This is a genomic window from Thalassococcus sp. BH17M4-6 (assembly GCF_049323015.1).
Taxonomy (GTDB): Bacteria; Pseudomonadota; Alphaproteobacteria; order Rhodobacterales; family Rhodobacteraceae; genus Puniceibacterium.
Window position 1 is genome coordinate 204867 of the sequence record NZ_JBMPGU010000006.1, and the last position, 20141, is coordinate 225007.

The 20141-nt window shown below is 67.5% G+C and carries 22 protein-coding genes; 8 read left to right on the forward strand and 14 right to left on the reverse strand.

The window, feature by feature from the left end:
- Positions 1-44: 44 nt before the first annotated feature.
- The 9 genes from ACOXXX_RS11080 to ACOXXX_RS11120 all read right to left on the reverse strand — a co-directional run bounded on the left by ACOXXX_RS11080 (position 45) and on the right by ACOXXX_RS11120 (position 7801).
- On the reverse strand, positions 45-938 hold the full coding sequence (locus tag ACOXXX_RS11080) for a homocysteine S-methyltransferase family protein (RefSeq protein ID WP_422826640.1): 894 nt from the start codon (positions 936-938) through the stop codon (positions 45-47).
- The gene (locus ACOXXX_RS11085; RefSeq protein ID WP_422826641.1) at positions 935-1387 is read right to left on the reverse strand and encodes a pyridoxamine 5'-phosphate oxidase family protein; all 453 of its coding nucleotides are present in this window, start codon (positions 1385-1387) and stop codon (positions 935-937) included. Before ACOXXX_RS11085 ends, ACOXXX_RS11080 begins: the two co-directional genes overlap by 4 nt.
- Positions 1387-3825, reverse strand: coding sequence for a GcvT family protein (locus ACOXXX_RS11090; protein ID WP_422826642.1), 2439 nt, complete (start codon positions 3823-3825; stop codon positions 1387-1389). Before ACOXXX_RS11090 ends, ACOXXX_RS11085 begins: the two co-directional genes overlap by 1 nt.
- Before the next feature lie 12 nt (positions 3826-3837).
- On the reverse strand, positions 3838-4461 hold the full coding sequence (locus ACOXXX_RS11095; protein WP_422826643.1) for a LysE family translocator: 624 nt from the start codon (positions 4459-4461) through the stop codon (positions 3838-3840).
- Between the two features lie 5 nt (positions 4462-4466).
- Positions 4467-4835: a GFA family protein gene (locus ACOXXX_RS11100; RefSeq protein ID WP_422826644.1), complete on the reverse strand. Its 369-nt coding sequence runs from the start codon at positions 4833-4835 to the stop codon at positions 4467-4469.
- Positions 4832-5458 (reverse strand): LysE family translocator, encoded by a 627-nt coding sequence (locus ACOXXX_RS11105; RefSeq protein WP_422826645.1) that lies wholly within the window; start codon positions 5456-5458, stop codon positions 4832-4834. The genes ACOXXX_RS11100 and ACOXXX_RS11105 overlap by 4 nt, the downstream gene beginning before the upstream one ends.
- Positions 5458-6030, reverse strand: coding sequence for a helix-turn-helix domain-containing protein (locus ACOXXX_RS11110; protein ID WP_422826646.1), 573 nt, complete (start codon positions 6028-6030; stop codon positions 5458-5460). Before ACOXXX_RS11110 ends, ACOXXX_RS11105 begins: the two co-directional genes overlap by 1 nt.
- 92 nt (positions 6031-6122) lie before the next feature.
- Positions 6123-6581: a GAF domain-containing protein gene (locus ACOXXX_RS11115; protein ID WP_422826647.1), complete on the reverse strand. Its 459-nt coding sequence runs from the start codon at positions 6579-6581 to the stop codon at positions 6123-6125.
- Between the two features lie 47 nt (positions 6582-6628).
- Complete coding sequence (locus tag ACOXXX_RS11120; RefSeq protein ID WP_422826674.1) at positions 6629-7801, reverse strand: thiolase family protein; 1173 nt, start codon at positions 7799-7801, stop codon at positions 6629-6631.
- A gap of 88 nt (positions 7802-7889) precedes the next feature.
- Between ACOXXX_RS11120 and ACOXXX_RS11125 the strand changes: the two genes are divergently transcribed.
- The 3 genes from ACOXXX_RS11125 (at position 7890) to ggt (ending at position 10577) form a co-directional block, all read left to right on the forward strand.
- On the forward strand, positions 7890-8228 hold the full coding sequence (locus ACOXXX_RS11125; protein WP_422826648.1) for an STAS domain-containing protein: 339 nt from the start codon (positions 7890-7892) through the stop codon (positions 8226-8228).
- Between the two features lie 6 nt (positions 8229-8234).
- Positions 8235-8717 carry an ATP-binding protein gene (locus ACOXXX_RS11130; RefSeq protein WP_422826649.1) on the forward strand — a complete coding sequence of 161 codons (483 nt, stop codon included), beginning with the start codon at positions 8235-8237 and terminating at the stop codon, positions 8715-8717.
- Positions 8718-8999: 282 nt separating this feature from the next.
- Entirely contained in the window at positions 9000-10577 is a 1578-nt protein-coding gene (gene ggt, locus ACOXXX_RS11135; protein WP_422826650.1) for a gamma-glutamyltransferase, read from the forward strand.
- Positions 10578-10708: 131 nt separating this feature from the next.
- Here ggt and ACOXXX_RS11140 read toward each other — a convergent pair whose 3' ends face one another.
- The 3 genes from ACOXXX_RS11140 to ACOXXX_RS11150 form a co-directional block, all read right to left on the reverse strand.
- Positions 10709-12079 (reverse strand): glutamate--cysteine ligase, encoded by a 1371-nt coding sequence (locus tag ACOXXX_RS11140; RefSeq protein WP_422826651.1) that lies wholly within the window; start codon positions 12077-12079, stop codon positions 10709-10711.
- A 64-nt stretch (positions 12080-12143) separates the two neighbouring features.
- On the reverse strand, positions 12144-12674 hold the full coding sequence (locus tag ACOXXX_RS11145; RefSeq protein ID WP_422826676.1) for a hypothetical protein: 531 nt from the start codon (positions 12672-12674) through the stop codon (positions 12144-12146).
- Complete coding sequence (locus ACOXXX_RS11150; protein ID WP_422826652.1) at positions 12665-13396, reverse strand: 16S rRNA (uracil(1498)-N(3))-methyltransferase; 732 nt, start codon at positions 13394-13396, stop codon at positions 12665-12667. The genes ACOXXX_RS11145 and ACOXXX_RS11150 overlap by 10 nt, the downstream gene beginning before the upstream one ends.
- An 11-nt stretch (positions 13397-13407) precedes the next feature.
- Between ACOXXX_RS11150 and ubiA the strand changes: the two genes are divergently transcribed.
- Genes ubiA through ACOXXX_RS11165 form a run of 3 tightly spaced genes read left to right on the forward strand, consistent with a single transcriptional unit; the run spans position 13408 to position 16674 of the window.
- Complete coding sequence (ubiA, locus tag ACOXXX_RS11155; RefSeq protein WP_422826653.1) at positions 13408-14379, forward strand: 4-hydroxybenzoate octaprenyltransferase; 972 nt, start codon at positions 13408-13410, stop codon at positions 14377-14379.
- Between the two features lie 59 nt (positions 14380-14438).
- Positions 14439-16361, forward strand: coding sequence for an OmpA family protein (locus ACOXXX_RS11160; protein ID WP_422826654.1), 1923 nt, complete (start codon positions 14439-14441; stop codon positions 16359-16361).
- Complete coding sequence (locus ACOXXX_RS11165; protein ID WP_422826655.1) at positions 16348-16674, forward strand: hypothetical protein; 327 nt, start codon at positions 16348-16350, stop codon at positions 16672-16674. The genes ACOXXX_RS11160 and ACOXXX_RS11165 overlap by 14 nt, the downstream gene beginning before the upstream one ends.
- 20 nt (positions 16675-16694) lie before the next feature.
- Here ACOXXX_RS11165 and ACOXXX_RS11170 read toward each other — a convergent pair whose 3' ends face one another.
- A complete protein-coding gene (locus ACOXXX_RS11170) occupies positions 16695-16997 on the reverse strand; it encodes an HNH endonuclease (RefSeq protein ID WP_422826656.1) in 303 nt (100 codons plus the stop codon).
- A gap of 61 nt (positions 16998-17058) precedes the next feature.
- Between ACOXXX_RS11170 and ACOXXX_RS11175 the strand changes: the two genes are divergently transcribed.
- Complete coding sequence (locus tag ACOXXX_RS11175) at positions 17059-18384, forward strand: mechanosensitive ion channel family protein (RefSeq protein ID WP_422826657.1); 1326 nt, start codon at positions 17059-17061, stop codon at positions 18382-18384.
- Positions 18381-19577, forward strand: a complete 1197-nt coding sequence (locus ACOXXX_RS11180; RefSeq protein ID WP_422826658.1) for a TIGR03862 family flavoprotein — start codon at positions 18381-18383, stop codon at positions 19575-19577. Before ACOXXX_RS11175 ends, ACOXXX_RS11180 begins: the two co-directional genes overlap by 4 nt.
- Here the strand turns inward: ACOXXX_RS11180 and ACOXXX_RS11185 are convergent.
- Positions 19553-20140: a glutathione S-transferase family protein gene (locus ACOXXX_RS11185; RefSeq protein ID WP_422826659.1), complete on the reverse strand. Its 588-nt coding sequence runs from the start codon at positions 20138-20140 to the stop codon at positions 19553-19555. The two genes, ACOXXX_RS11180 and ACOXXX_RS11185, sit on opposite strands and share 25 nt — an antisense overlap.
- Position 20141 lies beyond the last annotated feature (1 nt).

Consider the following 20141-nt stretch of genomic DNA (forward strand, 5'->3'; position numbering starts at 1 on the left):
CCCCCAAACCCCCCGAAGTATTTCCGGGCAGATGAAACAGGCGGTCAGACCAGGGTGTGCCCCTTGTCGCGCAGCGCCGCTGCGACCGCGGCGATATGCGCGGGCCCGGTTTCACAGCAGCCGCCGACGATGGTGGCACCCTGATCGACCCAGGCCATGGCGTGCCCGGCATAGGCGTCGGGGCCCATATCGCGGCGGGCGCTCAGCGCGTCGACGGTGGGCCGGTCCTTGAGGAACTCCTTGGTGATCTGGGTGAAGGCATTGGCATAGGCCCCGATCGGCAGATCGCCTGCGGCCAGCGCCTCGAGCGCAGCTGGCATCGCCTCGGGTGCGGAGCAGTTGGCCAGAACTGCGGCGGCCCCGTCGCGGGCGATGGCGGTGACCTCGGCCAGCGGCTCGCCCGAGCGCAGGCGGCTGCCGTCTTCGTCATCCACCGTCATGGCAAGCCAGACCGGCAGCCCGATTGTCAGCCCGGCCTCGAGCCCGGCGCGGGCATGTGCGACAGAAGCGATGGTTTCGAAGAGCACGATGTCGGAGCCAGCGGCGACCATGCCCGCCAGTTCGCTGTACGCCGCGACGGCGACGCTGTGTTCGGGGTGCAGGTCGGGGCGGTAGCTCGCCCCAAGCGGGCCGATGGTGCCCGCAATGCGTCCGCTCCCATGGGCGTCACGCGCGGCGCAGGCCTCGGCCATGGCGGCGGCGTGCAGCGCGGCAAAGCTGTCCTCCATTCCCACGGGCGCCAGGCGGTCGCGATGGATGGCATAGGTGTTGGTCGAGGCGACGGTTGCGCCCGCCTCGAAGAAATCGCGGTGGACCTGCGACACGAGGCCGGGGTGATCCAGCATCACCTGCGTGGACCAGAGCGGCGTCGGCCTGTCGCCCGCCCGGTGTACCAGTTCCTGTCCCATGCCGCCGTCGAGCAGGGTGATATTCGTCATGGATAGATCTCCGCGTATTTGGCCTTGTAGGTGGCCAGCATGTCCTCTTCGGTGGCGCCGTCGTCATAGGGCGGGGTGCTCAGCGGTTTGACCGCCGTCACCGTGATCAGCACCAGATCGGTGATCCTGTCCGCCAGGTCCCCCCAGACCGCGCGCCAGCGGGCGATGCTCTCAAACCCCGGATCCTGCAAGCCGATAATTCGCGCGGTGCCGCGCGCCCGCAGCCCCTTGCGCAGGAAGGGATCGACGAAATTGACCTCGCACGCCGGGTTGGCGCGCAGGTTGGCGACCGTCCCGGGCGAGCGGATGTTGCCAAAGCCCAGCGTCGTGTCGTCCAGCACGAGGAACGTGCCCTTGGGCGACACGGCGGGGCAGCCGTCCGCATCGACAGTGGCGACAAAGCCCAGAGGAAACTGCGCGATCAGCTTGCGGGCGGGGGCGGTCAGCATCAGGCCCTGAGCCTTTCGTTCTGCGGGTCCCAGAGCGGGCCGTCGGACTGCACCTTTGCCGGGCGGCGTTCACCGAAGATCTCGACCTCGAGCGTCGTTCCCGGGACCGCGAGGTCCGACCGGATCATGCCGAGTGCGACAGAGGCATCCACCCGGTAGCCCCAGGCGCCGCTGGTGGTTTCGCCGACGACCTGGCCATTCTGCCAGATCGAGGACATGTAAGGCGCATCGCACTCGCCCGCATCGACCGTGAGCATGGCGAACCGCTTGGACGCGCCGCGCTGCTTTTCCACCTCGAGCGCGGATTTGCCGGTGAAATCCTTGGACCAGTCGATGAACCGCTCCAGCCCGCCTTCAAGAAGCGAATAGTCGGTCGAAAGGTCGCCTTTCCACGCGCGATAGCCCTTTTCGATACGCAGGGAGTTGAGCGCGAACATGCCAAAGGGCGTCGCCCCCGCCCCCAGCACCGCGTCGTAAAGCGCGGGCATATCGGCATTGGCGGCGTGGATTTCCCAGCCCAGCTCTCCGGCGAAGCTGACGCGCACCAGCGTACAAGGCCGCCCGGCGACGGTGGCGCGCTGGTGCGACAGCCACGGCAGGCTCAGGTCCGCATCGGTGTCCAGCGCCTCGAAGAGGGCGCGGCTTTGCGGGCCGGTGACGATCAGCGTCGAAGTGTCGGCGCTGTCGTCGCGCAGCGTGACGCCCTCGGGCAGATCGGCCTTGAGCACGTCGTAATCGTGCCACTGCGCGGTGGCGGCGGTGATCAGGGTAAAGTCGTCCTCGCCATGGCAGAGCACCGACATCTCGGTCAGGATGCGGCCCCGGTCATCGGGGAAATAGGCCAGCCCAACGCGGCCCGGTTTCGGCAGGCGGCCCGCGGTCAGACGGTCAAGATGCGCTGCGGCCCCCGGGCCCGAAAGCCGGAACCGCGAAAAGCCCGGCAGGTCCAGCACGCCGACCGCGTCGCGCACCGCTGCGCATTCCGCGGCCACGCGGGGCTGCCAGGGGCCGGAGCGGGCCCATGTGTGTGTCGCCTCTTCGGACGTGTCATCGCCCGGGTGCGCGAACCAGTTGGCGCGTTCCCAGCCATTGTAGACCCCCATGACGCCGCCCAGTTCGCGCACCTTGGCGTGGTTGGGCGACAGACGCTTGTCGGCACCGGCGGGCCAGCGGTGATGCGGGAAATGCATCGCGTATTCGTGGCCGTAGGTCTCCAGCGCCTTCTGGTTGCAATAGTCCTGATCGGCGTAATCGGTGAAGCGGCGCGGATCGACCGCCCACATGTCCCATTCGGTCTGACCTTCGGTGACCCATTCGGCCAGCACCTTGCCCGCGCCGCCCGACTGGGTGATGCCGAAGGTGAAAACGCAGGCCTCGAACGCGTTGGGCACACCCGGCATCGGCCCCACCAACGGCAGGCCGTCAGGGGCGTAAGGAATGGGGCCATTGATCACGCGGCCGACACCGGCGGTGCCCAAGAGTGGCACGCGGGCCATCGCATCCTCAATGTACCATTCCAGCCGGTCCAGATCGTCGGGATAAAGCTGAAAACTGAAATCCTCGGGCATGGGATCGTCGGGGGTCACCCAATGCGCCTTGCAGTTGCGCTCGTACGGGCCGAGGTTCAGGCCGTTCTTGTCCTGCCGCAGGTAGTAAGAGCTGTCGACATCGCGCAAGAGCGGCACCTTGCGGCCATTCTCTTTCGTCCATGCCGCAAGCTCGGGGATTTCATCGGTCAGGAAATACTGATGGCTCATCACGGTCATCGGCACCGTGCGTCCGCCATAGGGTTTGAACCATTCGCCGACGCGCTGCGCATAGTAGCCGGCGGCGTTCACCACCTTTTCACAGGCGATGTCGCCCTTGTCGGTGTGCACGATCCATTCGCTGCCGCGGCGGCTGACGCCGGTGGCGGGGCAGAACCGTTCGATCCGCGCGCCCATCTGCCGCGCGCCCTTGGCCAGCGCCTGCGTCAGCTGCGCGGGGTCGATGTCGCCATCGTCGGGATCCCACAGCGCACCGGCGAGGTCATGCGTTTCGACGAAGGGATAGCGGTCCTTGATGTCGCTGACCTGCATCATCTCCAGATCCAGCCCCTGATAGCGGCCCATGGCGCGGGCGCGCTCGAACTCCATCACCCGTTCCTTGCTGTGGCCCAGGCGGATCGACCCGGTGACGTGGTAGTTCATCGGATAGTCGACCTCGTCGGCAAGTCGCGCAAACAGCCCCAGCGAATAGCGCTGCATGTTCATGATCGCCCAGCTTGTCGAAAAGGACGGACAGTTGCCCGCCGCGTGCCAGGTGCTGCCCGCGGTCAATTCGTTCTTTTCCAGCAGCACGCAATCCCATCCGGCCTTGGCGATGTGATAGGCGCAGGACGCGCCGACTGCGCCGCCGCCGATGATGACCACGCGGGCCGTTGTTGGAAAATCCGCCATGTCAGTCTCTCCTCAGTCCAGAACCAGGCGCGCCGCGAGGCCGCCAAAGACCGCCGCTGCGATCCGGTTGGTGATACGTTGATGCCGCCTGAGCCCCGCGCCGAAAAGGCCCGCCAGCGCGCCGTAGGCAGAGGTGATGATCAGCCCGGTGGCCACGAAGATCGCGCCCAGAAGCGCCATTTGCGGCGCGACCGGCCCCAGCGCCGGGTCGGCGAACTGCGGCAGGAAGGCCAGGATGAAAAGCCCGACCTTGGGGTTGAGCACGTTGGTGACGAACCCGCGCCGCAGCGCGATGGCCAACGACTGCGCGCCGCGCGCATCTTCGGTCTCTGGTTCGGCGGTCCAGGCGGCCCAGGCCAGCCACAGAAGGTAGGCCGCACCGGCCCAGCGGATCACCTGCAGCGCCTCGGGCATGGCGCGCAGGGCGGCGGCGACGCCCAGAACCGCGAGTGCCACGTGAAAGACCGACCCCAGCGCCACGCCCAGCGCCGCGGCAACACCCGCCCGCGCGCCGCCGCGCATGCCGCTGGCGGTGGCGAACATCACATCCGCCCCGGGCGTAAGGTTGAGCAGGATGCCCGCCCCGGCAAAGGCCAGCAGCGTCGACATCGGCAGCGCGAGCAGGGTGTCAAGCATCTGCATCACCCCTTTTGCGGCAGGCCGTCGGCGAGGGTGTAATAGTCGCCCTTTTCGCCGGTGAAGATATGCTTTTCGAGCCGCAGGCCGGTCGGCCCGTCGATGGCGCCGAGCGCAAAGCTCATCGTGTCCTCGTCATGCGCCTTCCAGAACAGGAAGGACCCGCAGGTCGGGCAAAGGCCGCGTTTGGCAGTCGATGTGGCCTCGAACCAGCGGACAGGCCCGTCGATGGCGATGGCGTCGGTGGGCGCAAAGGCCGACGACCAGGCGTGTCCGGACATCTTGCGGCAGCTGGTGCAATGGCAGACCGACGGCCCCTGGACCGCTCCGGTCACGGCGAATGTGATTTGCCCGCAGGCGCAACTTCCCTTCATCCGACCCTCCCTTGCGGCAGGGCCGAACCACCCAGCAGCACGCCGTACAGAACGAAACAGGCCGCCATGACCCGACGCACGACCAGGTTGCCGACAGCCCCCAGTGCGGCACGGCCCAGCCCGGCGCCAAGCGCGGTGTAGGTGCAGTAACTCGCGGCGGTGATGGTCAGCGCTGTGGGCACGATCACCCACATCTGCTGGCCGATGGGCACGTCGGGTTGCACGAATTGCGAAAAGGCGGCCAGGTAACCGGCCACGGATTTGGGGTTGATCGTCGCGATCAGGAAGGCGCGGATGTAGATCGAGCCGCCGGGCTGCTCCTCCGCCCGGATGGGCGTCTTCGCGCGCAGCCAGTTGCGCAGGCCGATCCAGATCAGGAAGCCCGCGCCCACGAGTTTCGCGAAGAAGAACGCCGCGGGGGATGCGGTGAGCAGCGCGGTGATTCCGGCGGCGGACAGGAAGAGGAACAGCGTCGCCTGCGTGAGGATGCCCAGCACGCCCCAGAGCGACCGGACGAAGCCGAGGCTCATACCGTTCTGGATGCAGTTCACGGCGTTGGGCCCGGGCGAGGTCACGAAGACCACCCAGAACAGCGCGAATATGCTCCAGCCCTCGATGCTCATCAGTAGACCGGCGGCGCGATGACCCAGATCGCCACGGCGGGGTCATCATAGGGATTGATCCAGCGGAACGGTTCGCCCCGTATGCGGAAGCTGTCGCCGGGATGCAGGGTGAAGCGGCGCGCGCCGATTTCCAGATCGAGCTTGCCGGAGATCAGATAGCCCACCTCTTGCGTTGGCCGGGTGACACGTTCGCCGATCACCGAATGCGGCTGAAAGGTCGAATGGACCATTTCGAAATCATCCGTGAGGTCCGGCGACAGAAGCTCTTCGATCAACCCCGCCGCGCCCGACCCGATCGGCCGCCGCGCGCCGCACCGCACGATGAGCCCCGCCTCTTCCGCCGGGGCCTGCGCCTGGCCAAAGAGCATGGAGACGGATACGTCGAGCGCCGCCGCGATATGGCGCAGGTCGGTCACCGACGGTTCTGACAGGTCCCGCTCCACCTGGCTGAGCCAGCCCACCGACCGGCCCAGCCGGTCCGCCAGCGCCGCGAGCGTCAGCCCGCGCGTCTTGCGCAGAGCGCGCAGATCGGCGCCAAGGGTGCGCGGCAAAGCGGGGGTGGCGTGCTGCATCGGCCAGGCTTTCGGGTGAAATTATCTCTTGAATTTTCACGATGAGCCGAGTCGCATGAAAATTCAAATAAAATTTTCACCCAACCCGGGGCTCACCCGGCGTTCGCGAAGGCCGCCCCAAGGATCGCCGTCAGCGCCTCGACATCGCGCCTATCGAACGCATCGGGCTGGTCGCTGTCGATATCGAAGACGCCCAAAAGTTTGCCCGCCGCCGTTTCGACCGGCAACACCAGTTCGGACCGCGTCGTCGAGGCGCAGGCGATATGGCCCGGAAATGCCTCCACGTCCGGGACAAGCTGCGCCGCCCGGCTGCGCGCCGCGGCCCCGCAGACGCCGCGCGAAAACGGGATGACCAGGCAGCCGTGGCCGCCCTGATAGGGCCCGATCTTGAGCAGTTCGGGCCCGACCACGCGGTAGAACCCGGTCCAGTCGAACCGGTCGTCGGCATGATGCACCTCGCACGCGATGGTCGCCATCAGAGCCACGGCGTCGGTTTCGCCTTCGGTCAGCGCCGCGACGGTGGCGGCCAATGTGTCATAGTCCACGCGCATGCGGGTCTCCTGTCGGGTCGGGCCGGTGTCTTGCAGGGCAGCCGGGCTTATATCCGTTCGATCGCGATGGCCGTGCCTTCGCCGCCGCCGATGCAGATCGCGGCCACCCCGCGCTTCAGCCCGCGCGCCTCAAGCGCATGCAGCAGGGTGACCATGATGCGCGCACCGCTTGCTCCGATGGGATGCCCCAGCGCGCAGGCCCCGCCGTTGACGTTCACGATGTCGCGCGGCAGGCCCATTTCGCGCATGAACGCCATCGGCACGACGGCGAAGGCCTCGTTGACCTCCCACAGGTCGACGTCGTTCTTGCGCCAGCCCAGCCGCTCCAGCAGCTTCTGAGCGGCCGGAACCGGTGCCGTGGTGAACAGCCCCGGCGCCTGCGCATGGCTGGCGTGGCCCGCGATCCGCGCGCGGGGCGTGGCCCCCGCTGCCTCGACCGCCGCGCGCGTCGACAGCACCAGAGCCGCCGCACCGTCCGAGATCGACGAGGAATTGGCCGCCGTGACCGTGCCGTCCTTACGGAAGGCCGGCTTCAGATGCGGGATCTTCTCGGGCCGGGCGCGGCCGGGCTGTTCGTCGCAGGTGATGACCTCTTCACCGGTGCGGGCGTGCACGGTGACCGGGGTGATCTCGGCCTCGAACGCGCCGCTGCGTTCGGCGTCGAGCGCGTTGGACAGCGACGCCAGCGCATACTGGTCCTGCGCCTCGCGGGTGAACTGATACGCCTCGGCGCAATCCTCGGCGAAAGTGCCCATCAGGCGGCCCTTGTCATAGGCATCCTCGAGTCCATCGAGGAACATGTGATCGACGACCTGCGCATGGCCGATCCGGGCGCCGTCGCGCATCTTGGGCAAAAGGTAGGGCGCGCGGCTCATCGACTCCATGCCGCCCGCGACCATCACACCCGCCTGCCCCAGCGCCAGCCGGTCCCAGGCCATCATCGCGGCCTTCATGCCCGATCCGCACATCTTGTTGAGCGTCGTGGCGGGCACCTCTTCGCCCAGACCGGCGGCGAATCCTGCCTGCCGGGCGGGCGCCTGCCCCTGCCCCGCGGGCAGCACGCAGCCCATCAACATCTCGTCGACCTGCGGTTTGCCCGCCTGGGCCAGCGCCGCGCGGATCGCCGCCCCGCCCAGCGTCGCGGCCGAGGTTTCGCCGAACACCCCCTGAAATCCGCCCATCGCCGTGCGGGCGGCCCCCGTGATCACCACATCTTCCATCGTGCCCTCCCGCTTGCCTTTGTCCTGCATACCGAATGGTAAGGATTGCCGTCTAGCCTGCGGTCAGTTTTCGCAGGAACGGAACATCATGAACCTTTCACATCACCAGACGGACGGCCAGCTTGTCGTGACCGTGAAACAGCCCCGCATCGACGCGGTGGTCGCCATCCAGTTCAAGGATCGCATGCGCGAACTGTCGGCGCTGGGCCCTGACCGCATCGTCCTGGACCTGGGCGAGGTCGCGTTCATCGATTCAAGCGGGCTTGGCGCCATCGTCGCCGCGATGAAGCAGCTGGACGACAGCCAGCGGCTTGACCTCGCGGCGCTGACACCGACGGTGGCAAAGGTGTTCCGCCTGACGCGGATGGACACGATCTTTACCATCTATCCCGATGTGCCCGCCGCCTTTGCCCGGCAGGCGGGGTAACCGGCCATGCCCGCACAGGTGCGCAGGGTGACCGCGCGCGCGCCCGGGACCGACGCGGCGCACCTGCGCCTGCATCTGCCCGGCACCGCCGACGCGGTGCGCGACGCGCTGGCCCAATGCGTTTCCTGGCTGATGGATGCGGGTGTTCGCGACGGGGCCTGCGGCACGATTGAACTGGTGGTGGCGGAATCGCTCAACAACGTGGTCGAACATGCTTATGGCGGCACCGGTCGCGGCGATATCGGCCTGGATCTGCGGCTGTTGCCCGGCGGCGGGGTGGAGGTGCGGATCGACGATCACGGCCAGCCGATGCCCCAGGGCGCCCTGCCGGACCGGGGGCCGCCCGATCTGGCGGTGCCACGCGGCGATCTGCCCGAGGGCGGGTTCGGCTGGTGCCTGATCCGCACGCTCAGCAGCCGCCTGGTCTATGTGCGCAAGAACGGCCGCAACCGGCTGTTCGTGCGTCTTGATGCCGACCGGCTGGGCTGACGCAGCCCGGGGCAAAGGCCGATCCGGCGGCGGCATTTTCAGCCCGTAGTCGCGAATTTCCGCCGACTCGGCAAATGCCCCGAAATGGCCAGATTCCCCCCGCATTCCGGCCCGAATGAAACGTCATACCTTGTCCTGTAGCTGCATATAGCTTCCCTCGGCGTCGCGTCTTAACAGCCCCCACCCAGTGCGCGGCGTCGAGGTACTTCCCCCATCCCCCCAACAGATTGACCTTGGCCCGGCGCAACCTATTGTGCCTGAAAGATAGGGGGACCCAAATACATGCGCGATTTCCACACACCCGGCCGCTCTGCCGTGCTTGCCTGCAACGGCATGTGCGCCACGTCACATCCGGTCGCCGCACAGGCGGCGGTGTCAATCCTGCAGCAAGGCGGCAACGCCATGGATGCGGCGATCGCCGGTGCGGTGCTTCTTGGGCTGGCGGAACCGCAGATGACCGGGATCGGCGGCGATTGCTTTGCGCTGATCTCGCCTGCGGGCGGGGACGATGTGATCGCGGTCAACGGCTCGGGCCGCGCACCGGCCGCCTCCAGCGCCGCCGCGCTCCGCGACAAGGGGCACGAGACGGTGCAAGTCAACGCGGCCGACGCGGTGACGGTCCCGGGCGCGATGGACGGCTTCTGCACCATGTCCGAACGTTGGGGCAAGCTGGGCCTTGCCGACAGCCTGGCCCCGGCAATCCGCTATATGGAGGAGGGCCTGCCCGTCGCGCCCCGCGTGGCCTTCGACTGGGCCCGCGATCAGGACCGGTTGCAGGGCGACGGCATCCGCCATTACCTCAAGAACGGCAAGGCTCTGGACCAGGGCGATCTCTTCCGCCTGCCGGGTCAGGCCGAGGTGCTGCGCCGGGTCGCCGCCAAGGGCCGCGACGCCTTTTATACCGGCGAGGTGGCCGAGGATATGCTCGCCGCGCTCAAGGCCATGGGCGGGGTCCACACGGCCGAGGATTTCGCCGCCGCCACCACAACCCTGCACGATCCGATTTCGGGCAGCTACAAGGGGCGCGACCTGCTCGAGCATCCGCCCAACGGGCAGGGCGCGACGGCCATCCTCCTGCTGAACATCCTGGCGCAGTTCGACATCGCCGCAATGGACCCCTTCGGCACCGAGCGCGCGCATATCGAGGCAGAGGCCACGAAGCTGGCCTATGACACCCGCAACCGCTTTCTTTGCGATCCCGATCACATGGACCGGCTGGATCACATGCTGTCGCGCGAAACGGCGGAACGGCTGGCCGGCCTCATCGATCCCAAGCGCGCGAACCGGTCGGTGACGCAGATCGCCGAAGCGGTGCACAAGGACACGATCTACATCACCGTGGTGGACCGTGACCGCATGGCGGTGTCGTTGATCTATTCGATTTTTCATGGGTTCGGCTCGGGCATCGCTTCGGAAAAGTTCGGCATCCTACTGCAGAACCGCGGCGCGGGCTTTTCCCTGTCCGAAGGCCACCCCAACGAGATGGCCCCGGGCAAGCGCCCGATGCACACGATCATCCCCGCGATGCTGCGCGAAAGCGGGCGCGTGACCATGCCCTTCGGCGTCATGGGCGGCCAGTATCAAAGCTGCGGACATGCGCGGATGGTGACCAACCGGGTCGATTTCGGGCTGTCGCCGCAGGATGCGCTGGATGCGCCACGGTCCTTTGCCGAAGGCAACGTGCTGCGGGTCGAACGGGGCTACGCCGAATCCGTGCGCCGCGATCTGGCCGAGATGGGCCATGATGTCGAGGTGCCCGACGCACCCATCGGGGGTGCGCAGGCGATTCTGATCCATGAGAACGGCGTGCTCGAAGGCGCATCGGACCCACGCAAGGACGGCTGCGCCATCGGCTACTGACGCGCGCCTTCCTGCAGAGACACGAAAGGCCCCCGAAGCAAGCGAGGGCCTTTTGCGTTTCGGCTTTGAGGGGTCAGGCGGTGTTTTGTCGGCCGTGCCGGGGGATCAGACCGACCGCTGCGCCAGCCGCCTCAGTAGGAATAATCCGCGTAGATCTTGGTCAGATCGCCGCCCCAGTCGCCGTGATAGCGGTCCAGCAGTTCGTCCGCGGGGACCTTGCCGCTCTCGACACTTTCCTTGAGCGCGTTGAGGAAATGCGTCTCGTCCGGAACCAGACCGCCTGCGCCGGTGCGCGCCCGCGCGACCAGCCCCTGTTCGGACAGAGCCACGACTTCGCGCGCCAGATCGTGCATCTTGATGCCGCCGGCCTCGGCCTGCAGGCCATCGACCGACGCGGCGACGCGCAGCGCCTCGCGGGTCTCCGCATCCCAGCCCTTGACCAGATCCCACGCGGCGTCCAGCGCCCCCTGGTCGTACATCAGCCCGACCCAGAAGGCAGGCAGCGCACAAAGGCGGCGCCACGGCCCGCCATCGGCCCCGCGCATTTCGATGTATTTCTTGACCCGCGCCTCAGGGAACAGTGTGGTCAGGTGATCGGCCCAGTCGCTCAGCGTCGGCTTTTCGCCGGGCAGAGCGGGCAGTTCGCCCTTGAGAAAGTCGCGAAAAGACATGCCAAGCGCGTCGATATATTCGCCGTCGCGATAGACGAAATACATCGGCACATCGAGCGCGTATTCCACCCAGCGTTCGAACCCGAACCCGTCTTCAAAGACGAAAGGCACCATGCCGGTGCGCGCGGCATCGAGATCGCGCCAGACCCGGCTGCGCCACGACTTGTGCCCGTTCACCTTGCCCTCGAAAAACGGCGAATTGGCGAACAGCGCCGTGGCCACCGGCTGCAACGCTATGGCGACGCGCATCTTCTGCACCATGTCGGCCTCGGACCCGAAATCGAGGTTGACCTGCACCGTGCAGGTGCGCCGCATCATCACCCGGCCCATCGTGCCGACCCGGCCCATATAGGCGTCCATCAGCTTGTAGCGGCCCTTGGGCATCAGGCCCACGTCCTCGTGTTTCCAGATCGGCGCGGCGCCCAGGCCGATAAAGCCCACGCCGATGCGGTCGGCGACATCCTTGACCTCGCGCAGGTGCTCGTTCACCTCGTCGCAGGTTTCATGGATCGTCTCGAGCGGCGCGCCCGACAGCTCCAGCGCCCCGCCGGGCTCCAGGCTCACATTCGCGAGCCCCTTGGTCAGGCCGGTCAGCTGTCCACCCTCTTCGACCGGGTTCCATCCGTGGCGATCCCGCAACCCTTCAAGCACGGCGCGCACCGACCGCTCGCCCTCGTAGGGCAGCGCCTTCAGCGTGTCCTTGCAATAGCCGAACTTCTCGTGCTCGGTGCCGATGCGCCAGTCTTCCCTGGGCTTGCAGCCCTGGGCCATGTATTCGGCCAGTTGTGCGTGGTGTTCGATCGGCCCGCCGCCGGACTGGGGAATGGACATCGGGACAGGCTCCGCTTGCTCTTGGATCTGGAACGCCAAGCCATGATCAGAAATCCGGTGCCTGTCAATGCAGGCGTTCAGGTAGGTCGGGCGCATCCGGGCTGCGCCAGATCACAACCGGGTAGCGCGCGCCGCCCTGCATCTGCCGCAGCATGTGTTCGGTGCGGATGCCCGGAAGCGTGGCGAAGGCGTCGAACAGACTGTCGGCGCCCTTGGCGGTCAGCGGCACCTGCAGATCGGGCTGGCCGGTTTGGCTGAGGATCCAGTGCGGCGGGCGCGCGGTGGGATCAAGCGTGAGCGCCGTAAGATCGGCCAGATCGACCACCCCGCCGGTCAGCGGTCCGAAATAGCCCACCCGGCCTTCGTTTATCTGCACGACCCCCGGCCCACCGCCGCCTTGCCGAAACCGCGCCCGCTGCACCCCGGCGATGCCCAGCGCCAGACCGATCAACACAACCGCATAGCCCACGTAATGCAGAAAACCCCCGCCGGTGAAAAAGCCCCAGTAAAGCCCCAGCAGCAAGACCCCGGCCCCGATCAGCACCTCGCGCCAACGCCACAGCGCCTCGCGGGCGGCGGGGCGGATCATTGCCAGTCTCCATAGGTCAGCTGCCATAGGGTCAGCGCCGCGACCGCCGCGGTGTCGGCGCGCAGGATGCGCGGGCCCAGTTGCACCACCTGCGCAAGTTCCATGCCACGCAGGCGGGTGCGCTCGGTGTCGGAAAAGCCGCCTTCGGGGCCGATCAGGATGGCCCAGGGGGCGCCTTTCCCCGCGACGACGCCCGCCCGGGCGGAGGAGCGGCCCGCCTCCGCCTCGTCACAGAACGTCAGCTGCCGCTCGGCGGGCCAGTCCGCCAGCACCCGGTCTAGCTTTCGCAGCGGCCCAACCTCGGGCACGAATGTCGCGCCGCACTGTTCTGCCGCCTCGACCGCATGGGCCTGCAGGCGGTCCTGTCGCACCCGTTCGGCGTTGGTGAATTCGGTCTGCACCGGCAGGATGCGCCGCACGCCCATCTCGGCCGCCTTTTCGACGATGAAATCGGTGCGCGCCTTCTTGATCGGGGCGAACAGCAGCCACAGGTCAGGCGGCATCTGCAACGGCACGGCCTGAGCGTCGCAGACCAGCACCCCGCCGCGCTTGCCCGCCTCGGCCACCGTCGCGGTCCATTCCCCGTCGCGCCCGTTGAACAGCGCCACCTGCGCGCCCTCGCCCAGCCGCATCACCCCAAAAAGGTAATGCGCCTGTTCCCGCGACAGCGGGACCGGTTGTACCTCCCCCAGCGGGTGCTCTACATACAGGCGGACTTTTGCACGCATGGGCGCACCATATGAGCCATCCAAAGACAACGCCAGAGGCCACCGAAGGTCAGGTCGCGGACGCCGTCAAGGGCAACTGGGTCGACCGGCTGGCCCCCGCCGCCAGCCGCCCCTATCTGCGGCTCAGCCGCGCGGATCGTCCCATCGGCACCTGGCTTCTGCTGCTGCCCTGCTGGTGGGGGCTGACGCTGGCGATGCTGTCGGACGGGCGCGCCACCTGGTTTGATCTGTGGATCTTTGCGGGCTGCGGCATCGGTGCTTTCCTGATGCGTGGCGCGGGCTGCACCTGGAACGACATCACCGACCGCGACATCGATGGATCGGTGGCCCGCACCGCGTCCCGCCCGATTCCGTCGGGACAGGTCAGCGCGAAAAAGGCACTGGCCTGGGCGGTGGCGCAGTCGCTGGTGTCCTTCCTGATCCTCATCACCTTCAACGTGAACGCCATCCTGCTGGGCATCCTGTCGCTGCTGCCGGTGGCGGTCTATCCCTTCGCCAAGCGCTTCACCTGGTGGCCGCAGATCTTTCTTGGCCTCGCGTTCAACTGGGGCGCGCTGCTGGCTTGGACCGCGCATGCCGGACAACTGCAACTGCCCGCAGTGCTGCTCTACCTCGCGGGCATGGCCTGGACGCTGTTCTATGACACGATCTATGCCCACCAGGACAAGGAAGATGACGCTCTCATCGGGGTCAAATCCACCGCGCGGCTCTTTGGCGATGATGCCACCCCGCGCTGGCTGGCCCGGTTCATGGTCGCTGCCGTGGCGCTCATGGGGCTGGCCATCGTGACCGCCGCGCCACGGGGCGAGATCCTGGCGCTGGTGCTGGCCATCGCCGGACCCTGGGCGATGGGCTGGCACATGATGTGGCAGTTGCGGCGGCTCAAGCTCGATGACAACGACCGGCTGCTGTCGCTCTTCCGGTCGAACCGCGATGCCGGTTTGCTGCCCGTGCTGTTTTTCGCCCTCGCACTCTTCGCCTGATTGCACCCCGCGCCTGTGCGGCGTATCACAGAACACCATTGGGATTTCCCGGAGCGCCCATGCGTCTTTCGTCACTGTTTCTCACCCTCGGGGCGTTCGTCGCCGCGGCCGTGCTGTGCCTGGTCGCCGCGTTCTTTTCGGTCCGGATGATCGAGGACAGTTCGGTCATCGGCGTGCGCGCCGAACTTGACCGCGAGGCGATGACCTGGGCCGAAGTCGATTCCAACGGGCTTCAGGTCTTCATGGCGGGCACCGCACCCACCGAGGCAGACCGGTTCCGCGCGCTGACCGTGGCGGGCCGGGTCGTCGATGCCGCGCGCGTCATCGACCAGATGAATGTCGAGGACAGCGACGCCGCGACACCGCCGCGCTTTTCCATCGAGATCCTGCGCAACGACGGCGGCGTGTCGCTGATCGGGCTGGTGCCGTCAGGCACCGACCGCGAGCGGCTGATAGAGGATATCACCCGACTCGCCGGGGCCGATGCGCAGATCTCGGACCTGCTGGACGCTGCCGATTTCCCCGAACCCGAAGGCTGGGACGACGCGCTGCGCTTTGCCGTCGCGGCCCTGCGCGCCTTGCCCCGCTCCAAGATCTCGGTCGAGGCGGGCCGCGTCGCGGTCAAGGCCATGACCGACAGCGAAGACGCCCGCCGCCGGATCGAGGCGGACCTGGCCCGCCGCGCGCCCGACGACCTGCGCCTGGCGCTGGATCTGTCGGCCCCGCGCCCAGTGATCACGCCCTTCACCCTGCGCTTCGTCATCACCGAGGATGGCGCGCGCTTCGATGCCTGTTCCGCCGATACCGAAGAGGCGCGCGACCGCATCCTTGCCGCCGCCCGCGCCGCCGGGCTCGAAGGCAAGGCCGCCTGCGTCATCGGGCTGGGCGTGCCATCGCGCCGCTGGGCTGACGCGGTCGAACTGAGCCTGGCCGCCCTCGCCGAGCTGGGCGGCGAATCGATCACCATTTCCAACGCCGACGTGTCACTGGTGGCCCGCGAGGGCACCGACGAGGCGCTGTATGACCGGGTCGTGGGCGAGCTGGACAACGCGCTGCCGCCGGTCTTTGCGCTGCACGCCCTGCTGCCCGTTGCACCCGAGGCGACGCCGGATCAGGGTCCGCCGGAATTCATCGCGACCCTGTCGCCCGAAGGGGCCGTGCAACTGCGCGGCCGGATCAATTCCGAGATCGCCCGTACCACCGCCGAAAGCTATGCCAAGGCGGCGTTTGGATCGGACCGGGTCTATACCGGAGCGCGGGTCGACGAGGCGCTGCCCGGCAGTTGGGCCACCCGGGTTCTCGCCGGGCTCGAGGCGCTGTCGGAACTCGCCAACGGTGCGGTCACCGTGACGCCCGATGCCGTGTCGGTTATCGGCAACACCGGCAACCAGAACGGCGGGTCCGACATCGCCGCGCTGCTGGCCGAAAAGCTGGGCGATGGCGAGGATTTCGACATCGCCGTGGTCTATCAGGAAAAGCTCGACCCGACGCTGGGCATCCCCACGCCCGAGGAATGCGAGGCGCAGATCGTGCAGATCATCGGCGACCGCAAGATCACGTTCGAACCGGGCTCGGCGACGCTGGACCTGTCGGCCAAGGATATCCTGGACGAAATCGCGGAGCTGCTGAAACTCTGCGGTGACATCCCGCTCGAGGTGCAGGGCCATACCGACAGCCAGGGCCGCGAGTCGATGAACCAGCAGCTGAGCCAGGACCGCGCGCAATCGGTGCTCGAGGCGCTGCGCGCGCGCCGGGTGCTGATCGCATCGTACACGGTGCGCGGCTATGGCGAGGAAGCGCCCATCGCCAGCAACGACACCGAAGCGGGCCGCGAGGCGAACCGGCGCATCGAATTCAAGCTGGTCCGCCCCGAACCCGATCCCGAAGACCAGGCCGATGCCGACGCTGCAACCGAAGCGTCGGACGATGCCCCGGCGGATGACACCGCCGCCCAAGAGGACCCCGCCGTTGAACAGAATTGAGTTTATCGTCGCCACCGCGATCATCCTTTTCGTGGCGTTCTGCATGGGGTGGTTCACGAACTGGCTGGTGCACCGCTTTCGCCGCGTGAGCCAGGCCGATGTCGATCAGCTGGAACGCATGGCGCAGGAACTGCACGAGGCCGAAGAAACCCGCGATCAGGCGATCACCTATCTGCAGCAGCGCGAGGCCGAGCTGACCAACCAGCTGGCCCAGGCCGAGGCCGAACTTTCCGCCGCCATGGAAGGCCTGCGCGACGCCCGCCACGAGGCCGAGGAAATGCGCGCCTACGTGGAAAAGATCTCCGCCCACTGACCGGCGCGCTCTGACCGCGATCAGCGCTTGCGCCGCCCCCCTGCGGACCGGCGGTGAAACCCCGGCGGGCGTTTCGCGACCCAGGCGATGAAGGCGGCAAGGCGCGGATGCGCGCGCAGCTTGTCGATGGTATCGAAGTCACGCGCCAGTTCAGCCTCGGTCAGGGTGGCGTGGATCTCGTTGTGGCAAATCTGATGCAGCCGCACAACCGGCCCGCCCTTGCCACCTTTGAGCTTCGGCGTCAGGTGGTGCAGGCTTTGCCGCGCGTCGCCGGGGATCGGACGGCCACACAATGGACAGATCGGTTCGTCTTCGGTTGTCATTGCCCCCACCCCCTGCAGCGCATAACCTGCGGCCCGGACCCCTGATTGCAAGGCGACCCCGATGAACTGGGACCTCTCGACGCAACCCGAAATCGTCCAGCGCGCCGCCGAATACGGGTTGATCGGCTGGGACATCGCGCAGCGCTGGCTGGTATCGCCCGCCGCCTGGTCGCAATTCGCGCTGCTGGCGGCGGCCTTCGTGCTGGCCTGGCTGATCGCGCGGCGGCTGGTGCCCGCGCTGCGCCGCCTGCTGACACCGCCCGCGGACAGCACCAGCGTCCTGTCCCGCGCCCGCGGCTTTCTGCTGATCTTTCTGCCGTTGGTGCTGCCGGTGTTGGCCTATGCCCTGACCGGCATCGGCGAACAGATCACCCGGTCGATCTTTGGCTCGGGCGCGGTCATCGCCTTTGGCAAGGGGCTGATCCTGTTCCTGGCGGCGCGGGCCTTCGTGCGCGACATCGTTACCGATCCCTTCCTCAAGGTGCTGGGGCGCTATGTGCTGCTGCCGGTGATGCTGCTTTATGCCTTCGGCATTCTCGACGACGTGACGCTGCGGCTGTCGGAAACCACGGTGGCCATCGGGTCGATCCGGTTCTCAGCGCTGGCGCTCTTGCGCGGGGTGATCGCGGGGGCTCTGCTGTTCTGGCTGGGGCGCTGGTCGAACGAACAGTCGTCGGCCTATATCGAACGGCAGGAAATGCGCCCCGCCACCCGGCAACTGGCCGCGAAGGCCGCCGAAGTGGTGATTTTCGGCGCGGCGATACTGCTTCTGATGAGTATCATGGGCATCCCGCTGACATCGCTCGCGGTGCTGGGCGGCGCGCTGGGTGTGGGGATCGGGCTGGGCCTGCAACGGATCGTCGCGAATTACATCTCGGGCGTGATCCTGCTGCTCGAAGGGCAGGCCACCATCGGCGACTACGTGCAACTGGACAGCGGCGAGGCCGGGACGATCGTCAAGACCACGGCCCGTGCGATGATCCTTGAGACGTTCGACGGGCGCTGGATCGTCGTTCCGAACGAGGATTTCATCACCACACGCATCGTGAATTACTCCGATCAGGGCAGCGCAAACCGCTACGACGTGAGCTTTTCTGTGTCCTACGACACCGACATCAACCGCATCCCCGACCTGATCGCGGCGGCGGTCAGCACCCATCCCGGCGTCCTGCAAGAGCCTGAACCCCCGGATGTCGAACTGCGCGGCTTTGGCGACTCGGGCATCGATTTCGGTGTCGAATTCTGGGTCAGCGGAATTGACGACGGCAAGAACAAGTATGCGTCGGACGTGCTTTTCCTGATCTGGAACGCGCTCAAGGAGAACGACATCGAAATCCCCTATCCGCGCCGCGTTATCGAAATGCGCCCCGCCGCGGACAGCGCATGACCGACCGACCCGACGCGCTGGTGATCGGCGGCGGCCCCGCCGGGCTGATGGCCGCCGACGCGCTTTTGTCCGACGGCTATTCCGTGGTGCTGGCCGAGGCCAAGCCGTCGGTCGGGCGCAAGTTCCTGATGGCGGGCAAATCCGGGCTGAACCTGACCAAGGTCGAAGACTTCGACGATTTCGTGCAAAGATACGGCGACGCCGCGCCCGTACTGCGCCCGATCCTCGACGCCTTCCGGCCCGATGCGGTCGATGCCTGGGCGCAATCGCTGGCGCAGCCCACATTCGTCGGCTCGACCGGGCGGCTCTTTCCCAAGGCGATGAAGGCCTCGCCCCTGCTGCGCGCCTGGCTTGCCCGGCTCGAGGGCATGGGGATTGACCGGCGCACCCACTGGCGCTGGATCGGCTGGGAGGGCGAGGCCTGCCGTTTTCGCACCCAGGGCGAGATCACCGCGATCACCCCGCGCGTCACCGTGCTGGCGCTTGGCGGGGCAAGCTGGGCGCGGCTGGGGTCCGACGGGGTCTGGGCCAACATCCTGCGGAAGGCGGGCATCGACGTGACCGATTTCGCGCCCGCCAACACCGGGCTCAGCGTGCCGTGGTCGGCGCATATGACCGCGCATTTCGGCGCGCCGCTGAAGAACGTGACCTTCGTGGCCGGGACCCGCCATGCACGGGGCGAGGCAGTGATCAGCGCCGAGGGGCTGGAGGGCGGCGGGCTGTATCCGCTGTCGCCCGCGCTGCGCGGTGGGGCCAGTCTACGGCTCGACCTCGCCCCCGACCAGACGGCGGCGCAGCTGGCCAAACGGCTGGCGGCGCAGCGCGGCAAGCAAAGCCTGTCGAACCGCTTGCGCCGCGCCTGGGGCTGGTCACCGGCGATGCTGGCGCTGTTTCACGAATGCGCCCGGCCCCTGCCCGCCGATCCGCAGGCCCTGGCCACGCTCGCCAAATCGCTGCCGGTGCCGCATCGGGGTCTGCGCCCGATGGACGAGGCAATCTCGACCGCCGGGGGCGTCGCGCTGAACGGGCTGGATGCGGGGCTGATGCTACGCAAGCGCCCCGGCACCTTCTGCTGCGGCGAGATGCTGGATTGGGAGGCGCCGACCGGCGGCTACCTGCTGACCGCGTGCCTGGCCACCGGGCAATGGGCCGGACGGCACGCGGCGCGCTATTTGTCGAAGGCAGCGGTATAGGCTGGCCGGGCGCGCAGGCGGTCGGCATAGTCATGCAGCGCAGGCGGGGCATCTGGGAATTTCGCGTTCTGCGCCCAGTTGGCGCAATGAACCAGCAGGATGTCGGGCACCGTCATCGCGTCGCCCATCAGGAACGGGCCCGCGATCTCGGCGGCGATGCCTGCGATGTTGCGCGCATATTCGGCCCTGAGGCTGTCCTTGACCGCGGGCACGCGCTGATCCTCGGGCAGGACAAAGGAATGCCGGGCGGCGGTCCAGAGCACCGCGTCAAGCTCGTCCAGGATCCGGAAGGTCATGGCGTCCTGCCGGGCACGGGCGATGCTGCCCGCTGGGGCGGTCAGCGCGCCGTGCTTGTCGGCGAGGTAGGTCAGAATCGCGGTCGAATCGGGGATGGCGGCGTCACCGTCCATCAGCACCGGCACCTTGCCCAGGGGCGACACCCGGCGCACCGCATCGGCGCGCGGCGGCGCGAGCTGGTGGTCATAGGCCAGCCCCAGTTCCTCGAGCATCCAGAGCACCCGGAAGGTTCGGGTGCGGGTGTTGCCGATCACGGTATAGCTCATC